The sequence below is a fragment of the Klebsiella sp. RHBSTW-00484 genome, from assembly GCF_013705725.1.
Lineage (GTDB): Bacteria > Pseudomonadota > Gammaproteobacteria > Enterobacterales > Enterobacteriaceae > Klebsiella.
Window position 1 is genome coordinate 4,921,995 of record NZ_CP055481.1, and the last position, 17,868, is coordinate 4,939,862.

13 protein-coding genes, 3 tRNA genes and 3 rRNA genes are annotated in these 17,868 nt (G+C 51.2%); 8 read left to right on the forward strand and 11 right to left on the reverse strand.

What is annotated here, in order from left to right; genetic code table 11:
* Window positions 1-33: 33 nt before the first annotated feature.
* Both HV213_RS23205 and HV213_RS23210 read right to left on the reverse strand, forming a co-directional pair.
* The gene (locus HV213_RS23205; protein WP_181486486.1) at window positions 34-831 is read right to left on the reverse strand and encodes an endonuclease/exonuclease/phosphatase family protein; all 798 of its coding nucleotides are present in this window, start codon (window positions 829-831) and stop codon (window positions 34-36) included.
* Between the two features lie 103 nt (window positions 832-934).
* Window positions 935-2,125, reverse strand: a complete 1,191-nt coding sequence (locus tag HV213_RS23210; protein ID WP_181483483.1) for an MFS transporter — start codon at window positions 2,123-2,125, stop codon at window positions 935-937.
* A 104-nt stretch (window positions 2,126-2,229) separates the two neighbouring features.
* On the opposite strand from HV213_RS23210, the gene yafC reads away from it, so the two are divergent.
* Window positions 2,230-3,132, forward strand: coding sequence for a DNA-binding transcriptional regulator YafC (gene yafC, locus HV213_RS23215; RefSeq protein WP_181483484.1), 903 nt, complete (start codon window positions 2,230-2,232; stop codon window positions 3,130-3,132).
* Window positions 3,133-3,181: 49 nt separating this feature from the next.
* Here the strand turns inward: yafC and dkgB are convergent, their stop codons facing one another.
* From dkgB to gmhB, 8 genes are all read right to left on the reverse strand, one after another.
* Window positions 3,182-3,985, reverse strand: coding sequence for a 2,5-didehydrogluconate reductase DkgB (gene dkgB, locus HV213_RS23220; RefSeq protein WP_181483485.1), 804 nt, complete (start codon window positions 3,983-3,985; stop codon window positions 3,182-3,184).
* A gap of 163 nt (window positions 3,986-4,148) precedes the next feature.
* Window positions 4,149-4,225: transfer RNA gene (locus HV213_RS23225), tRNA-Asp, on the reverse strand.
* A 56-nt stretch (window positions 4,226-4,281) separates the two neighbouring features.
* Window positions 4,282-4,397 (reverse strand): 5S ribosomal RNA (gene rrf / locus HV213_RS23230).
* A gap of 198 nt (window positions 4,398-4,595) precedes the next feature.
* Window positions 4,596-7,504 (reverse strand): 23S ribosomal RNA (locus tag HV213_RS23235).
* Between the two features lie 206 nt (window positions 7,505-7,710).
* Window positions 7,711-7,786: transfer RNA gene (locus HV213_RS23240), tRNA-Ala, on the reverse strand.
* Window positions 7,787-7,895: 109 nt separating this feature from the next.
* A tRNA-Ile gene (locus HV213_RS23245) sits at window positions 7,896-7,972 on the reverse strand.
* Between the two features lie 71 nt (window positions 7,973-8,043).
* Window positions 8,044-9,583: ribosomal RNA gene (locus tag HV213_RS23250) — 16S ribosomal RNA — on the reverse strand.
* The 16S, 23S and 5S rRNA genes sit together here with 3 tRNA genes alongside, the layout of an rRNA operon.
* A gap of 367 nt (window positions 9,584-9,950) precedes the next feature.
* A complete protein-coding gene (gmhB, locus tag HV213_RS23255; RefSeq protein WP_110272441.1) occupies window positions 9,951-10,517 on the reverse strand; it encodes a D-glycero-beta-D-manno-heptose 1,7-bisphosphate 7-phosphatase in 567 nt (188 codons plus the stop codon).
* 188 nt (window positions 10,518-10,705) lie between these two features.
* Here gmhB and metN point away from each other — a divergent pair, with 188 nt between their 5' ends.
* From metN to HV213_RS23290, 7 genes are all read left to right on the forward strand, one after another.
* A complete protein-coding gene (gene metN, locus HV213_RS23260) occupies window positions 10,706-11,737 on the forward strand; it encodes a methionine ABC transporter ATP-binding protein MetN (protein WP_181483486.1) in 1,032 nt (343 codons plus the stop codon).
* Window positions 11,730-12,383 (forward strand): methionine ABC transporter permease MetI, encoded by a 654-nt coding sequence (locus tag HV213_RS23265; RefSeq protein ID WP_110272443.1) that lies wholly within the window; start codon window positions 11,730-11,732, stop codon window positions 12,381-12,383. Before metN ends, HV213_RS23265 begins: the two co-directional genes overlap by 8 nt.
* A gap of 39 nt (window positions 12,384-12,422) precedes the next feature.
* Window positions 12,423-13,238, forward strand: coding sequence for a methionine ABC transporter substrate-binding lipoprotein MetQ (gene metQ, locus HV213_RS23270; RefSeq protein WP_110272444.1), 816 nt, complete (start codon window positions 12,423-12,425; stop codon window positions 13,236-13,238).
* 108 nt (window positions 13,239-13,346) lie between these two features.
* The gene (rcsF, locus tag HV213_RS23275; protein WP_110272445.1) at window positions 13,347-13,754 is read left to right on the forward strand and encodes an Rcs stress response system protein RcsF; all 408 of its coding nucleotides are present in this window, start codon (window positions 13,347-13,349) and stop codon (window positions 13,752-13,754) included.
* The gene (gene tsaA, locus HV213_RS23280; protein ID WP_181483487.1) at window positions 13,751-14,458 is read left to right on the forward strand and encodes a tRNA (N6-threonylcarbamoyladenosine(37)-N6)-methyltransferase TrmO; all 708 of its coding nucleotides are present in this window, start codon (window positions 13,751-13,753) and stop codon (window positions 14,456-14,458) included. Before rcsF ends, tsaA begins: the two co-directional genes overlap by 4 nt.
* Window positions 14,459-14,569: 111 nt before the next feature.
* On the forward strand, window positions 14,570-16,288 hold the full coding sequence (gene proS, locus HV213_RS23285; protein WP_181483488.1) for a proline--tRNA ligase: 1,719 nt from the start codon (window positions 14,570-14,572) through the stop codon (window positions 16,286-16,288).
* 54 nt (window positions 16,289-16,342) lie between these two features.
* Window positions 16,343-17,164: a YaeF family permuted papain-like enzyme gene (locus HV213_RS23290; RefSeq protein ID WP_181483489.1), complete on the forward strand. Its 822-nt coding sequence runs from the start codon at window positions 16,343-16,345 to the stop codon at window positions 17,162-17,164.
* Here HV213_RS23290 and nlpE read toward each other — a convergent pair whose 3' ends face one another.
* Window positions 17,165-17,866, reverse strand: a complete 702-nt coding sequence (gene nlpE, locus HV213_RS23295; protein WP_228288569.1) for an envelope stress response activation lipoprotein NlpE — start codon at window positions 17,864-17,866, stop codon at window positions 17,165-17,167. It abuts the gene before it with no gap.
* Between the last annotated feature and the right edge of the window lie 2 nt (window positions 17,867-17,868).

Below are 17,868 nucleotides of genomic sequence, written 5' to 3' on the forward strand. Positions count from 1 at the left end.
GGCCCGCCCCATGGCAGGCCTGACATACCTTAATTAATCAGGCTTGCCGGGACTGAATTCAACTAGTAGAGGGTTGTGGTCGGAGGCGCGGGTCACCAATACGGAAGCGTCGTGTACGCTTAAGCCTCGATAGAACACAAAATCAAGCGGACGACCAAAAGCGCGACGGCGCTGATCGTCAGAGAAGCGGACTTCACGCAGCGACATTTCTCGCGCAAAGCGGTACAAAGCGTTCATTCGCGGACGGCTCCAGGCGTTGAAATCACCCGCCATAATCACCGGTCCGCTGTGATGGGCTATCTGATCACCTATCGGCAACAGCTGCTTGCTGTAGACATCGACGCCAAGGCTGAAGTTGACCGCATGAATATTCACCACCATCAGCAAACGGGCATCTGGTAACGGATAAACTGTCACTAGCGCTGACTTCGCCAACCGCAGGATCGGCTCACGCTCACGCAGAGGGCAGCAGTATATCGGATGAGCAGAGGCTAACGTCATCACGCCAGAAGGATGCTGAGGCAGTACCAGCGCCGGCACCTGATCAGCGGCCAGATAATTGGACGTAGCAAATTTTACTAACTCAGGCGTGGTTTGCGCTTCCTGTAACAGCACCAGGTGGGCATCTTTGCCGAAATTATTAAGAACGGATTTCCACTCGGCGCGCTGCTGTTTGAAGATATTCCACACCAGCACGCGGATTTTTTCATCCGAGCTTAACGGCACCCCAGAAGGGAAAGCCGGAGTAATGCCTGCAAACGACCCCGGAGGTAAAATTCTCTCCGCGGGTTGTCCGGCGACATAGCGCATGGCATAGGTATTCTTTCGCAATTTAGGCATCAAACCTCGATAACAGGAAACCAGCCCGACTGCGGCTGGTCCTTCTGTTATAGGGATTTTTGTATACACTTTCAATGCAATTTGCCAGAAACCGTTATCCTTCTACGGAAAGGCCCGTAGCACAGCGCTGAGGCTTATCGAGCCGACCGCTAATAACCACCAATAACAACGCAACCAGCACAATCAGCGCGCCAATCCAGGGCGTCTGAGCCAAACCATAATGTTCCACCGTCTGTCCACCAATCACGGAACCTAACGCAATACCAATATTGAACGCTGCAATGTTCAAGCCGGAGGCGACATCAACCGCATCGGGAGTATATTGCTCCGCTTTTTGGACTGCGTACACCTGTAGACCAGGAACATTACCGAAAGCAAAAATACCCATCACCAGTATCGTCGCTAACGCGGCATAGTGAATACTTGCCGCGAACTGAAATACCAACAGCAGAACAACCAGGGCAGCAAAGATAAACTTCAGCGCTACAACGGCACCATGTTTATCTGCCAGTTTACCGCCCCACACGTTACCAATTGCGACCGAAACACCATACCCCAATAAAATCCAACTCACTGCTGATGGGCTAAAACCGGCCAGATCTTGCATCATCGGTGCCAGGAAGGTAAAAGCGGTAAATACGCCACCATAACCAAGTGCAGTAATAGCATAAATAATCAGTAAACGTGGATGAGTCAGGACCTTAAGTTGATTACGTAGGCCAGTACTGACGCGGCCAGGGATATTATTCGGTACCAAAATCAGGCTGCTAACTAACGCGATTGCTCCAAGGATCGATACCGCCAGGAATGTCTCACGCCAGCCAAAATGTTGGCCAATAAAAGTGCCTAGCGGAACACCGGTCACCAACGCAACTGTCAAACCACCAAACATAATTGCAATCGCCGAAGCAGCTTTCTCTTTTGGCACCAGGCTGGTGGCAATTGTCGAACCTATCGAGAAGAATACGCCGTGTGCCAAACCTGTCAAAAGGCGGGCCAGAACGAGAGTTTCATAGCCAGGCGCCTGCCAGGCCAAAAGATTACCAGCGGTGAACAGTACCATCAATGCCAGTAGTAGCTGCTTACGCGGCATACGACCGGTCAATGCGGTGAGTACCGGGGCCCCAATCGCCACGCCTAACGCGTAGATAGAAACCAGCAAACCCGCAGAGGGCAATGAGATAGACAGCTGTTCAGCAATTGCAGGTACCAGACCTACAATTACAAATTCAGTCGTGCCGATAGCAAAAGCACCGATCGTCAAGGCAAGTAGCGCCAGTGGCATAATTTACTCCGTATCATCAGGATTAAGATGACACGTAGTATGAAGGGATGTTTTAATAACAAAAACAATCAAAATATCAATAGAATTTTGCCACAGGTGCAATAATGAGAGCTACCTCAGAAGAAATCGCCATCTTTGTCGCCGTAGTAGAGAGTGGTAGCTTCAGCCGCGCAGCTGAACAGTTAGGACAAGCCAACTCTGCCGTGAGCCGGGCCGTGAAAAAACTGGAGTCAAAACTCGGTGTTAGCCTGCTTAACCGTACCACTCGTCAGCTAAGTTTGACCGAAGAGGGGGAGCGTTATTTTCGCCGTGTACAGGTGGTGCTTCAGGAAATGGCAGCGGCTGAGAATGAGCTACTGGAAAGTCGGACGACACCAAGAGGATTATTACGTGTTGATGCCGCAACACCAGTGATGCTGCATTTTCTGATGCCTTTGATAAAACCTTTTCGCGAACGCTATCCGGAGATGAGTCTTGCTTTGGTCTCCTCAGAAACGTTTATAAATCTGATTGAGCGTAAAGTTGATGTTGCCATCCGCGCGGGTACCCTGACTGATTCCAGTTTGCGCGCCAGACCGTTGTTTAATAGCTACCGAAAAATTATCGCCTCGCCGGCGTATCTTGCTTGTTTCGGTACACCGCAAAACGTAGCTGATTTGAAAAATCACCAGTGCCTGGGTTTTAGCGAACCCTTGTCATTGAATACATGGCCCGTCTCCTGCTGTGATGGCCAACTGCTTGAGGTTGAATGTGAAATATCGTCTAACAGCGGGGAAACACTCAAGCAACTTTGCCTCGCAGGTAATGGCATCGCTTGCCTGTCGGACTATATGGTGGATAAAGAGATTGCCAGCGGGGAGTTTGTTGAATTGCTTGCCGACAAACGCCTGCCGGTCGAGATGCCATTCAGCGCGGTGTACTACAGCGACAGGGCCGTAAGCACGCGAATCAGGGCATTTATTGATTTTCTTAGCGAGCACGTCAAACAGCTCCCGAAGGAGCTGTAAGAGATTGTCTTCCGGCAGCGGCGTAAACCGCCGTGCCGGAGGCCGTGGATTAATCCCACTTCGGCGCCAGGCCTTCCGGGCTTACCAGGCGGTCGTTGCAATCCAGCGCGGCGATCGTTTGACGATCTTCATCATCCAGCTTCAGATCCAGCGCTTTCAGGTTGCTCGCCAGGTTTTCACGCTTGGTGGAAGATGGGATAACCGCATAACCCTCGCCCATCGCCCATGCCAGGATGACCTGAGCCGGAGTCGCATTATGTTTAGCGGCAATACGGGCAATCACTCCATCTTTCAGCGCTTTACCGTAGGCCAGCGTCATATAAGAAGTGATATGGATACCGTGCTCACGCGCCCAATCGACCACTTTACGGTTCTGCAGGTACGGAGACAGTTCGACCTGGTTGGTCGCGATGTTCTCCGCACCGACAGTAGCAATCGCACGCTCCATCAGCGGGATAGTGAAGTTAGAGATACCAATCTGACGGGTCAGCCCCTGTTTTTTCGCTTCCAGTAGAGCGCCCATAAACTCTTCGACTACAACAGCATCATTCGGTGACGGCCAATGGATCAGCGTCAGGTCGACATAGTCAGTACGAAGCTTCTGTAAACTCTCTTTCAGGCTGGCGATCAGCTTGTCTTTGCCCAGGTTTTCAATCCAGATCTTGGTGGTGATGAACAGCTCATCACGCGCGATGCCACTTTCAGCAATGGCCTGACCTACAGCCGCTTCATTATCATAGATTTGCGCGGTATCAATGGCACGATAGCCCAGCTCCAGCGCCGTTTTTACAGAAGCGATTACCACATCATCTTTCAGGCGGAAGGTGCCAAGACCAAATGCAGGGATTGTCATGATTTTCCTCTTTATTTATCAATATCGGTTAACGAGGATAATTATGGCGAATGAAAGGAGCGAGAAAAAGATCGCTATATGCAGAGGATTTTTGCTAAATCAGCAATAATTAAACGACAAGAAAAGAAAAAGCCCTGAGCATTTGCTCAGGGCTTTTAATAAGTGGCGGAACGGACGGGACTCGAACCCGCGACCCCCTGCGTGACAGGCAGGTATTCTAACCGACTGAACTACCGCTCCACCGAATTTCTTTACAACCACCGGTTTAATGCCCCGGTTTCACTTGCTAATTTGATGCCTGGCAGTTCCCTACTCTCACATGGGGAGACCCCACACTACCATCGGCGCTACGGCGTTTCACTTCTGAGTTCGGCATGGGGTCAGGTGGGACCACCGCGCTGTCGCCGCCAGGCAAATTCTTTGTGCTCAGTACGCAATTCTTTATCGCATCAGCCGCGTTGCCCGCGCTCGTAAAGTCAGTCACATACTTCAGTATGCTCCTTCCTTTCCATCGCTTGTCGCCTTGCTGCTGCGTAAATTATTGCCTACTCAACTCTGAATCTAAGCTGAAAATCTTCTCTCAATTCCGCCAAAACATCTTCGGCGTTGTAAGGTTAAGCCTCACGGTTCATTAGTACCGGTTAGCTCAACGTATCGCTACGCTTACACACCCGGCCTATCAACGTCATCGTCTTTAACGTTCCTTCAGGACTCTCAGGGAGTCAGGGAGAACTCATCTCGGGGCAAGTTTCGTGCTTAGATGCTTTCAGCACTTATCTCTTCCGCATTTAGCTACCGGGCAATGCCATTGGCATGACAACCCGAACACCAGTGATGCGTCCACTCCGGTCCTCTCGTACTAGGAGCAGCCCCCCTCAATTCTCCAGCGCCCACGGCAGATAGGGACCGAACTGTCTCACGACGTTCTAAACCCAGCTCGCGTACCACTTTAAATGGCGAACAGCCATACCCTTGGGACCTACTTCAGCCCCAGGATGTGATGAGCCGACATCGAGGTGCCAAACACCGCCGTCGATATGAACTCTTGGGCGGTATCAGCCTGTTATCCCCGGAGTACCTTTTATCCGTTGAGCGATGGCCCTTCCATTCAGAACCACCGGATCACTATGACCTGCTTTCGCACCTGCTCGCGCCGTCACGCTCGCAGTCAAGCTAGCTTATGCCATTGCACTAACCTCCTGATGTCCGACCAGGATTAGCTAACCTTCGTGCTCCTCCGTTACTCTTTAGGAGGAGACCGCCCCAGTCAAACTACCCACCAGACACTGTCCGCAACCCGGATCACGGGTCCACGTTAGAACACCAGCCATTAAAGGGTGGTATTTCAAGGTTGGCTCCATGCAGACTGGCGTCCACACTTCAAAGCCTCCCACCTATCCTACACATCAAGGACCAGTGTTCAGTGTCAAGCTATAGTAAAGGTTCACGGGGTCTTTCCGTCTTGCCGCGGGTACACTGCATCTTCACAGCGAGTTCAATTTCACTGAGTCTCGGGTGGAGACAGCCTGGCCATCATTACGCCATTCGTGCAGGTCGGAACTTACCCGACAAGGAATTTCGCTACCTTAGGACCGTTATAGTTACGGCCGCCGTTTACCGGGGCTTCGATCAAGAGCTTCTCCTTACGGATAACCCCATCAATTAACCTTCCGGCACCGGGCAGGCGTCACACCGTATACGTCCACTTTCGTGTTTGCACAGTGCTGTGTTTTTAATAAACAGTTGCAGCCAGCTGGTATCTTCGACTGAGTTCAGCTCCGTGAGCAAGTCACTTCACCTACCATCAGCGTGCCTTCTCCCGAAGTTACGGCACCATTTTGCCTAGTTCCTTCACCCGAGTTCTCTCAAGCGCCTTGGTATTCTCTACCTGACCACCTGTGTCGGTTTGGGGTACGATTTGATGTTACCTGATGCTTAGAGGCTTTTCCTGGAAGCAGGGCATTTGTTACTTCAGCACCGTAGTGCCTCGTCATCACACCTCAGCGTTGAATGACGTTCCGGATTTACCTGGAACATCCGCCTACATGCTTAAACCGGGACAACCGTCGCCCGGCTAACATAGCCTTCTCCGTCCCCCCTTCGCAGTAACACCGAGTACAGGAATATTAACCTGTTTCCCATCGACTACGCCTTTCGGCCTCGCCTTAGGGGTCGACTCACCCTGCCCCGATTAACGTTGGACAGGAACCCTTGGTCTTCCGGCGAGCGGGCTTTTCACCCGCTTTATCGTTACTTATGTCAGCATTCGCACTTCTGATACCTCCAGCAGCCCTCACAGGCCACCTTCAACGGCTTACAGAACGCTCCCCTACCCAACAACGCATAAGCGTCGCTGCCGCAGCTTCGGTGCATGGTTTAGCCCCGTTACATCTTCCGCGCAGGCCGACTCGACCAGTGAGCTATTACGCTTTCTTTAAATGATGGCTGCTTCTAAGCCAACATCCTGGCTGTCTGTGCCTTCCCACATCGTTTCCCACTTAACCATGACTTTGGGACCTTAGCTGGCGGTCTGGGTTGTTTCCCTCTTCACGACGGACGTTAGCACCCGCCGTGTGTCTCCCGTGATAACATTCTTCGGTATTCGTAGTTTGCATCGGGTTGGTAAGTCGGGATGACCCCCTAGCCGAAACAGTGCTCTACCCCCGAAGATGAGTTCACGAGGCGCTACCTAAATAGCTTTCGGGGAGAACCAGCTATCTCCCGGTTTGATTGGCCTTTCACCCCCAGCCACAAGTCATCCGCTAATTTTTCAACATTAGTCGGTTCGGTCCTCCAGTTAGTGTTACCCAACCTTCAACCTGCCCATGGCTAGATCACCGGGTTTCGGGTCTATACCCTGCAACTTAACGCCCAGTTAAGACTCGGTTTCCCTGCGGCTCCCCTATACGGTTAACCTTGCTACAGAATATAAGTCGCTGACCCATTATACAAAAGGTACGCAGTCACCCCATTAAAGAGGCTCCTACTGCTTGTACGTACACGGTTTCAGGTTCTGTTTCACTCCCCTCGCCGGGGTTCTTTTCGCCTTTCCCTCACGGTACTGGTTCACTATCGGTCAGTCAGGAGTATTTAGCCTTGGAGGATGGTCCCCCCATATTCAGACAGGATACCACGTGTCCCGCCCTACTCTTCGAGTTCACAGCCTGTGTGTTTTTGTGTACGGGAGTATCACCCTGTACCCTGCGACTTTCCAGACGCTTCCACTAACACACAAACTGATTCAGACTCTGGGCTCCTCCCCGTTCGCTCGCCGCTACTGGGGGAATCTCGGTTGATTTCTTTTCCTCGGGGTACTTAGATGTTTCAGTTCCCCCGGTTCGCTTCGTTAAGCTATGTATTCACTTAACGATAGTGTGTCGGAACACACTGGGTTTCCCCATTCGGAAATCGTCGGTTATAACGGTTCATATCACCTTACCGACGCTTATCGCAGATTAGCACGTCCTTCATCGCCTCTGACTGCCAGGGCATCCACCGTGTACGCTTAGTCGCTTAACCTCACAACCCGAAGATGTTTCGTAAAACACTTCGCGCTGCAAAAATTTGAGAGACTCGAACACACTGTCATTCTGTTCTTATTACGGAGAACAGACACAGTGTGTCGTTTCAATTTTCAGCTTGATCCAGATTTTTAAAGAGCAAAACTTCGCAGTGCACCTTTTCAGGTACACTCTGAAGTTTTCTTATTTTTTGCAGTAAAAGGATGGTGGAGCTATGCGGGATCGAACCGCAGACCTCCTGCGTGCAAGGCAGGCGCTCTCCCAGCTGAGCTATAACCCCATCGTAAAAACTTATCTCTGTACCGTTAATTCTTGTTGAGGCAAGGCGTGGTGACACGAAGCATACTGAAGTATGTGAGTGTCGCCACAACGCAACATCAGCAAGAATTTGGTAGGCCTGAGTGGACTTGAACCACCGACCTCACCCTTATCAGGGGTGCGCTCTAACCACCTGAGCTACAAGCCTGCAGAGATTTTTTACTGCTAATTTTTCATCAGACAATCTGTGTGGACACTACAAAGGCAGGTTCTTTAAGGTAAGGAGGTGATCCAACCGCAGGTTCCCCTACGGTTACCTTGTTACGACTTCACCCCAGTCATGAATCACAAAGTGGTAAGCGCCCTCCCGAAGGTTAAGCTACCTACTTCTTTTGCAACCCACTCCCATGGTGTGACGGGCGGTGTGTACAAGGCCCGGGAACGTATTCACCGTGGCATTCTGATCCACGATTACTAGCGATTCCGACTTCACGGAGTCGAGTTGCAGACTCCGATCCGGACTACGACATACTTTATGAGGTCCGCTTGCTCTCGCGAGGTCGCTTCTCTTTGTATATGCCATTGTAGCACGTGTGTAGCCCTACTCGTAAGGGCCATGATGACTTGACGTCATCCCCACCTTCCTCCAGTTTATCACTGGCAGTCTCCTTTGAGTTCCCGGCCGGACCGCTGGCAACAAAGGATAAGGGTTGCGCTCGTTGCGGGACTTAACCCAACATTTCACAACACGAGCTGACGACAGCCATGCAGCACCTGTCTCAGAGTTCCCGAAGGCACCAAAGCATCTCTGCTAAGTTCTCTGGATGTCAAGAGTAGGTAAGGTTCTTCGCGTTGCATCGAATTAAACCACATGCTCCACCGCTTGTGCGGGCCCCCGTCAATTCATTTGAGTTTTAACCTTGCGGCCGTACTCCCCAGGCGGTCGACTTAACGCGTTAGCTCCGGAAGCCACTCCTCAAGGGAACAACCTCCAAGTCGACATCGTTTACAGCGTGGACTACCAGGGTATCTAATCCTGTTTGCTCCCCACGCTTTCGCACCTGAGCGTCAGTCTTTGTCCAGGGGGCCGCCTTCGCCACCGGTATTCCTCCAGATCTCTACGCATTTCACCGCTACACCTGGAATTCTACCCCCCTCTACAAGACTCTAGCCTGCCAGTTTCGAATGCAGTTCCCAGGTTGAGCCCGGGGATTTCACATCCGACTTGACAGACCGCCTGCGTGCGCTTTACGCCCAGTAATTCCGATTAACGCTTGCACCCTCCGTATTACCGCGGCTGCTGGCACGGAGTTAGCCGGTGCTTCTTCTGCGAGTAACGTCAATGAATGCGGTTATTAACCACATCCCCTTCCTCCTCGCTGAAAGTACTTTACAACCCGAAGGCCTTCTTCATACACGCGGCATGGCTGCATCAGGCTTGCGCCCATTGTGCAATATTCCCCACTGCTGCCTCCCGTAGGAGTCTGGACCGTGTCTCAGTTCCAGTGTGGCTGGTCATCCTCTCAGACCAGCTAGGGATCGTCGCCTTGGTGAGCCGTTACCTCACCAACAAGCTAATCCCATCTGGGCACATCTGATGGCAAGAGGCCCGAAGGTCCCCCTCTTTGGTCTTGCGACGTTATGCGGTATTAGCTACCGTTTCCAGTAGTTATCCCCCTCCATCAGGCAGTTTCCCAGACATTACTCACCCGTCCGCCACTCGTCACCCGAGAGCAAGCTCTCTGTGCTACCGTTCGACTTGCATGTGTTAGGCCTGCCGCCAGCGTTCAATCTGAGCCATGATCAAACTCTTCAATTTAAGTTTGATGCTCGTGAATTAAACTTCGTAATGAATTACGTATGTTCACTCAGAGACTTGGTATTCATTTTTCGTCTTGCGACGTTAAGAATCCATGTCACTTTGAGTGCCCACACAGATTGTCTGATAAATTGTTAAAGAGCAGTGCAACGCGGCTTTCGCTCACCGTTGCGAGGTGGCGTATATTACGCTTTCCTCTTTCAGAGTCAACCTTATTTTCAGGTTTTTCTCTTCAACTGACCCGGCTGTTTGTGTGAAGTGATTCACATCTGCCGTGTCAGTGGGAGCGCATTATAGGGAGTTCTTCGGCGGTGACAAGCGGAAAAATACAATTTTATTTCAACCGCTCATCTTTTATACGTAACGTTTATTTTTGCTGCTTTTTGATGGCATCAGGCAGGTCCGCCAGGCTATTAAGCACCCAATCCGCGGCATTTTCCGCTTCCGGAGTAACTGGCTTGCCAGTGCGAACTAATACTTTTGTCCCAATATCTGCAGCCAAAGCCGCCTGCATATCTTCTACTTTATCACCTACCATATATGAAGCAGCCATATCTATATGCAGATAGTCGCGTGCCGAAATAAGCATTCCAGGATGCGGCTTGCGGCAGTCACAGGTCTGACGAAATTCTTCTACAGTACCCTGCGGGTGATGCGGACAATAATAGATACCATCCAGATCAACGCCACGGTCAGCCAACGACCAGTCCATCCACTCAGTCAGCGTTTCAAACTGATCTTCAGTAAATTTACCGCGGGCAATGCCGGACTGATTGGTCACCACCACCAGCGCATAACCCATCTCCTTTAATTGACGCATTGCGTCAATGACGCCATCAATAAATTCAAAGTTATCGATTTCGTGCACGTATCCGTGATCAACATTAATTGTGCCATCACGGTCAAGAAAAATTGCGGGTACTGACTTTGCCACCGGTTTGCTCCTGATAAAGGCTAGTCTGATTAGTATCGCATGTTTCCAGACGCAAGAAAGTGCTCATTATACAGAGTCAGATTGATTTAGACGTCTGGATGCCTTAACATCCATTTCATTGACAGGCATCGCCTGGACACGGCAGAAGAAAATGCCACGACAAACGGCTAAACGATAATAAATAACTGATGATTAAACTTTCGAATATCACCAAAGTGTTCCAACAGGGGAACCGCAGCATACAGGCGCTGAACGATGTCAGCCTGCATGTGCCTGCTGGTCAGATTTATGGCGTCATCGGCGCTTCTGGCGCGGGTAAAAGCACGCTTATTCGCTGCGTTAATCTGCTTGAGCGTCCTACGGAGGGCAGCGTGCAGGTTGGAGGCCAGGAGCTAACGGCACTTTCTGAAAAGGAATTGACTCGCGCTCGCCGCCAAATTGGCATGATCTTCCAGCACTTTAACCTGCTTGCTTCCCGCACTGTATTCGGTAATGTGTCGCTGCCTTTAGAACTGGATAACACGCCGCAGGCAGAAATTAAACGTCGAGTGACAGAGTTGTTAGACCTTGTTGGTCTCGCGGATAAGCATGACAGCTACCCGGCGAACCTCTCAGGCGGGCAAAAGCAGCGCGTCGCCATTGCGCGCGCGTTGGCCAGCAACCCGAAGGTTCTGCTCTGCGATGAAGCCACCAGCGCCCTGGATCCAGCGACCACTCGTTCGATTCTGGAGTTGCTGAAAGATATCAATCGTCGCCTGGGCCTGACGATTCTGCTTATCACTCATGAAATGGATGTGGTCAAACGCATCTGTGACTGCGTTGCTGTTATCAGCAACGGTCAGCTGATTGAACAGGATACGGTGAGCGAAGTCTTCTCTCATCCCAAAACGCCGCTGGCGCAGCAGTTTATTCAGTCAACGCTGCATCTGGATATCCCGGATGATTATCAGGCCCGCCTGAAACCTGAGGCTCTTCCTGATAGCGTACCGATGCTGCGCATGGAGTTCACTGGTCATTCCGTTGATGCCCCGCTTCTCTCTGAAACCGCTCGTCGCTTTAATGTAAACAACAACATTATTAGCGCGCAGATGGATTACGCTGGCGGTGTGAAGTTCGGCATTATGCTGACCGAAATGCACGGCACGCAGGAAGACACCCAGGCCGCAATCGCCTGGCTGCAGGAACATCATGTAAAAGTAGAGGTACTGGGATATGTCTGAACCAATGATCTGGCTGCTGGTTCGCGGCGTATGGGAAACGCTGGCCATGACGTTTGTCTCCGGCTTCTTCGGTTTTGTTCTCGGCCTACCGGTCGGCGTACTGCTGTATGTCACCCGTCCAGGGCAAATTGCGGCTAACGCGAAGCTGTACCGTACGCTGTCTGCGGTCGTTAACATCTTCCGCTCAATTCCTTTTATCATTTTGCTGGTATGGATGATTCCATTCACTCGTATTATTGTCGGGACGTCTATTGGTCTGCAGGCAGCAATCGTCCCGTTGACAGTTGGTGCCGCACCCTTTATCGCTCGTATGGTGGAAAACGCCCTATTGGAGATTCCGACCGGTCTTATCGAAGCATCACGCGCTATGGGCGCTACGCCGATGCAGATCGTGCGTAAAGTCCTGCTGCCGGAAGCGCTGCCGGGTCTGGTGAATGCGGCAACTATCACGCTAATTACCCTGGTCGGCTATTCCGCGATGGGCGGTGCTGTGGGTGCCGGTGGTCTGGGGCAGATTGGCTACCAGTATGGCTATATCGGCTACAATGCAACGGTGATGAATACCGTACTGGTATTACTGGTTATTCTGGTTTATTTAATTCAATTCTCTGGCGATCGTATCGTCCGGGCTGTGACTCACAAATAACATTACACACAATACAGAATCTTACAGGAAGGAAATAACATGGCCTTTAATTTCAAAACCTTTGCGGCTGTCGGTGCGTTAATCGGTTCTCTGGCTCTGGTGGGTTGCGGTCAGGATGAAAAAGATCCAAATCATATTAAAGTCGGCGTTATCGTCGGTGCGGAACAGCAGGTTGCTGAAGTCGCGCAGAAAGTAGCAAAAGAAAAATACGGCCTTGATGTTGAGCTGGTAACCTTCAACGACTACGTTCTGCCGAACGAAGCGCTGAGCAAAGGCGATATCGATGTTAACGCCTTCCAACATAAACCTTATCTTGATCAGCAGATTAAAGACCGTGGCTACAAACTGGTTTCCGTGGGTAACTCTTTCGTCTACCCCATTGCCGGTTATTCGAAAAAAATCAAATCGCTGGACGAGTTGCAACCGGGTTCTCAGGTCGCAATCCCTAACGATCCGACAAACCTTGGTCGCTCACTACTGCTGTTGCAGCAAGTTGGTCTGATCAAACTGAAAGAAGGTGTGGGTCTGCTGCCAACCTCTCTGGATGTTATTGAAAACCCGAAAAACCTAAAAATTGTCGAGCTTGAAGCTCCACAGCTTCCACGTTCTCTGGATGATGCACAGATCGCCCTGGCGGTTATCAATACCACTTACGCCAGCCAGATTGGCCTGACGCCAGCAAAAGACGGTATTTTTGTGGAAGGTAAAGATTCTCCATACGTGAACCTGATTGTTGCTCGCGAAGACAACAAAGATGCGGAAAATGTTAAGAAATTTGTTCAAGCCTACCAAAGTGACGAAGTTTACGAAGCGGCTAACAAAATCTTTAACGGCGGCGCAGTGAAAGGCTGGTAATCTTTTTTCAGCGTAATATCATGCAGGGCGGGCTTTATGCCCGCCTTGTCATTTATGCAAGCACCTGATTCAATAGCGCCCTGTTTTATTATTTACTGAGGAAATACTATGCGTGCTTTACCGGTCTGTTTGTTAGCACTCATGTTAAGCGGCTGTTCGATGTTAAGCAGATCTCCTGTTGGCCCTGCACAAAGTATGGTAAGTCCGCCAGCCAAATCAGAACCGACAAAGCCGAAAGCGACGCGTCCGGCTCCGGTAAGAATCTATACTGATGCCGCAGAATTGGTGGGTAAACCTTTCCGCGAACTGGACGAAGTTACCGGTGAATCATGTCAGGCATCGAATCAAGACTCTCCGCCAAATATCCCGACAGCCCGTAAACGTATGCAGGTTAACGCTGCAAAAATGCAAGCGAATGCCGTTTTGCTGCATCGTTGTGAAGTCACCAGCGGTACGCCAGGCTGCTACCGTCAGGCTGTTTGCTTTGGTTCGGCTCTTAACGTTTCGGCGCAATGAGTGCCTTTCAGTTTGCACAGATAGGCGTAATTCGCTCGCCATATAAAGAAAAATTTGCCGTCCCCCGCCAGCCTGGGTTGGTCAAAAATGGTGGCGGCGAATTACACCTCTTGCCTCCTTATAACCAGGCCGATGCCGTACGCGGCCTGGAGGATTTCAGTCATCTCTGGGTGCTGTTTGTTTTTCATCAGACGATGGAAGGCGGCTGGCGCCCAACCGTCCGCCCGCCTCGCCTCGGAGGAAATGCGCGGATGGGCGTATTCGCCACCCGTTCAACCTTTCGCCCTAACCCAATAGGCATGTCGCTGGTTGAGCTAAAAGGTATTCGCTGTCAGAAAGAGCAGGTTATTCTTGAGCTAGGGAGCCTGGATCTGGTAGATGGAACCCCGGTGGTCGACATAAAACCTTACCTGCCGTTTGCAGAGGCATTGCCAGATGCCAGCGCCAGCTATGCTCAGCAGGCTCCGCTGGCGGAAATGGCGGTCTGCTTCACGCCAGAAACAGAAGCTCAGCTTTTGACGCTGGAAAAACGCTACCCACGGCTGAAGATGTTTATCACCGAAGTACTAGCGCAAGATCCTCGACCGGCTTATCGCAAGGAAGAAGATGCAGGAAAAACATATGCCGTCTGGCTGCTTGATTTTAACGTGCGCTGGCGGGTGATTTCGTCCGGTTTTGAAGTCTTTTCTCTCGAACCACGCTAATTTTATTTTCCTCTCTTTTGGCATCTTTGCCACACTGGTAAACTAAACCACTTTTTTTGTGTCAGGCTGGCTTTCGGCCTGTACCGATCGCCCAAATGGAACCGTAACAACATGCGTACTAGCCAATATCTGCTCTCCACTCTGAAGGAGACACCTGCCGACGCCGAAGTCATCAGCCATCAGCTGATGCTGCGCGCCGGGATGATCCGCAAGCTGGCCTCTGGGTTGTATACCTGGTTACCGACCGGCGTGCGCGTCCTGAAAAAAGTCGAAAACATCGTGCGTGAAGAGATGAACAACGCCGGTGCGATCGAGGTGTTAATGCCGGTCGTTCAGCCATCTGAACTGTGGCAAGAGAGCGGACGTTGGGAGCAGTACGGCCCGGAACTGCTGCGCATTGCTGATCGAGGCGATCGTCCTTTCGTACTCGGTCCGACTCATGAAGAAGTCATCACCGATCTGATTCGCAACGAGCTGAACTCCTATAAGCAGTTGCCGCTGAATTTCTTCCAGATTCAAACAAAGTTCCGTGATGAAGTTCGTCCTCGCTTTGGCGTCATGCGCTCACGCGAATTCCTGATGAAAGATGCCTACTCTTTCCATACTTCTCAGGAATCTCTGCAAGAGACCTATGACAAGATGTACGAGGCCTACAGCAAAATCTTCACCCGTATGGATCTGGATTTCCGTGCGGTGCAGGCTGATACAGGCTCTATCGGCGGCAGCGCTTCCCATGAATTCCAGGTACTGGCGCTGAGCGGCGAAGATGATGTGATCTTCTCTGATTCTTCCGATTACGCGGCCAACATTGAGTTCGCCGAAGCTGTTGCGCCGAAAGAACCACGCGCTGATGCAACCCAAGAAATGACGCTGGTCGATACACCGAACGCGAAAACCATCGCCGAACTGGTTGAGCAGTTCAATCTGCCAATCGAGAAAACCGTGAAAACCCTGCTGGTGAAAGCGGTAGAAAACAGCGCATATCCTCTGGTTGCCCTGCTGGTTCGCGGCGACCATGAGCTGAACGAAGTCAAAGCCGAGAAGCTGCCTCAGGTTGCCAGCCCGTTAACCTTCGCCACCGAAGAAGAAATCCGCGCCGTTGTGAAAGCAGGTCCGGGTTCTCTTGGGCCGGTCAACATGCCGATTCCCGTGGTTATTGACCGCACCGTTGCGGCAATGAGCGATTTTGCCGCTGGCGCGAACGTGGATGGTAAGCACTACTTCGGTATTAACTGGGATCGCGACGTAGCGACTCCAGAAGTAGCTGACATTCGTAACGTCGTTGCCGGTGACCCTAGCCCAGACGGTCAGGGGACACTGTTGATTAAACGCGGTATCGAAGTGGGTCATATCTTCCAGTTAGGCACCAAGTACTCAGAAGCGATGAAAGCCTCCGTACAGGGCGAAGATGGTCGCAACCAGATTCTGACCATGGGTTGCTACGGTATCGGGGTGACTCGTGTGGTGGCTGCTGCCATTGAGCAGAACTTTGACGATCGCGGGATTTTGTGGCCGGAAGCTATCGCACCGTTCCAGGTTGCGATTCTGCCGATGAACATGCATAAATCCTATCGTGTGCAGGAGCTGGCCGAGAAGCTGTACGCTGAGCTGACCGCTCAAGGTATCGAAGTACTGATGGACGACCGCAAAGAGCGTCCGGGCGTGATGTTTGCTGATATGGAGCTAATTGGCATCCCACACACCATTGTGCTGGGCGATCGCAACCTCGACAACGACGATATTGAGTATAAACACCGTCGTCACGGAGAGAAACAGCTGATCAAGACCGGCGATATCGTAGATTACCTGGTCGCACAAATTAAAGGTTAATACCAAAAAGGGGCTCTGATTTTTCAGAGCCCCTTTTTTACAAGGATTGTAATCATGGCTAACCGAGCTGCAAGTTACGGCTTACTTTTTCTCATATCTGTATTGCTTTGCGCCTGTACGATGGACCTCAGCCAGCCTGATCCTTCAGAATCGACTATTAACAAGCAATCAAAACAATGGGCAATCAAACTTCAACGTCAGGGCTCAATTACAGATAAAGCACTGCTTGAGATTAGCGAAAAAGACCTGCGTCCCGGGGACTTGCTTTTCTCTTCCAGTATTGGCGTCACATCGCTGGGGATCCGTGCTTTCAGCACATCTTCCGTTAGCCACGTCGCCATCTACCTCGGGGATAACCAGGTTGCAGAAGCCACAGGCGCTGGAGTACAGATTGTATCCCTTAAGCAAGCAATGCAGCACAGCGATAAACTATTTGCCCTAAGAGCGCCAGACCTCACGCCTCAACAAGCCGCAGAAATTAAAAACTTCGCTTATAAAAATAAAGACAGCGGCTATAACTATCGCGGCATTATTGAATTCATCCCTTTTATGATGACAAAGCAGATGTGTTCTCTGAATCCTTTCTCCAGAGATTTTCGCCAGCAGTGCGTTAACGGTCTGGCCAAAGCTCAGCTAAGCGACATTGCTCCCGAAGATAAAAAAACCTGGTTTTGTTCTGAGTTTGTCAGCGATGCCTTCGCTAAAGCCGGGCATCCGCTGACAATGGCGCAGCCGGGCTGGATTAGCCCCTCAGACCTGCTGCATATGCGCGAAGGCGACGTTTCCACCTTTAAGCCCGAAACACAATTACTGTACGCCGGGCATCTAAAGCTGGGGGTCTATATTAAAACAAGCCGCCTCGTAGGGCTGAATTAATCAACGAGTATTGCAATCTTTGTTTTGATAAAACGACCCTGCGGAATCCGTCGCCAGAACTTTAACCGGCTCTCCCGTATCAGGGTTAGCTTCGAGGGTAAAATGCCCTTCTACCACCAGCAATACTGGACGTGTATCTGTACCACGCGCAGCAGCATAGCCACGCTCGAGCTGAGCGTTGTTGGCCACAGCCACTCGCTTACCGGTCGCACAATCGGTAAAGGTCGCCGCATCCGCCATATAGAAGTACATTCCACGCATCGCCATCGGGGTTATCGGCAGGCTGGCTTTGACCGACTCAAGCGTATAATTCAGCGTCGACTCAATGGGATTACCGTCACGATCGAGCATTTCTAGCTTGTCGCCTTTTGCACGATAATAAGACTTCTCGCCCTTACTATCAGTCAGCACCAGTTTATCGGCAGTACGCGCCCAGATACCGTAGGAAGCAAAAGAGGAAGGCTCGCGGCTAACCCCCTGATAGCGTTCATTCATGACCCAGGTACCATCTTTCTCCAGAAAGAGCGTGGTTTCGATACCTTCACAATCGGCACAAGGTAATACGCCACGCCAGCTCTGCTGCATCGGTTTGAGCTCTTCCATCGGTGTAGGTTGTAACGTTTCAACTTCCGAACGATGATTACAGCCAAACAGCGCAAAAAGCGAACAGGCCGCCACGACTGAAAATACGATTCTCTTCACTG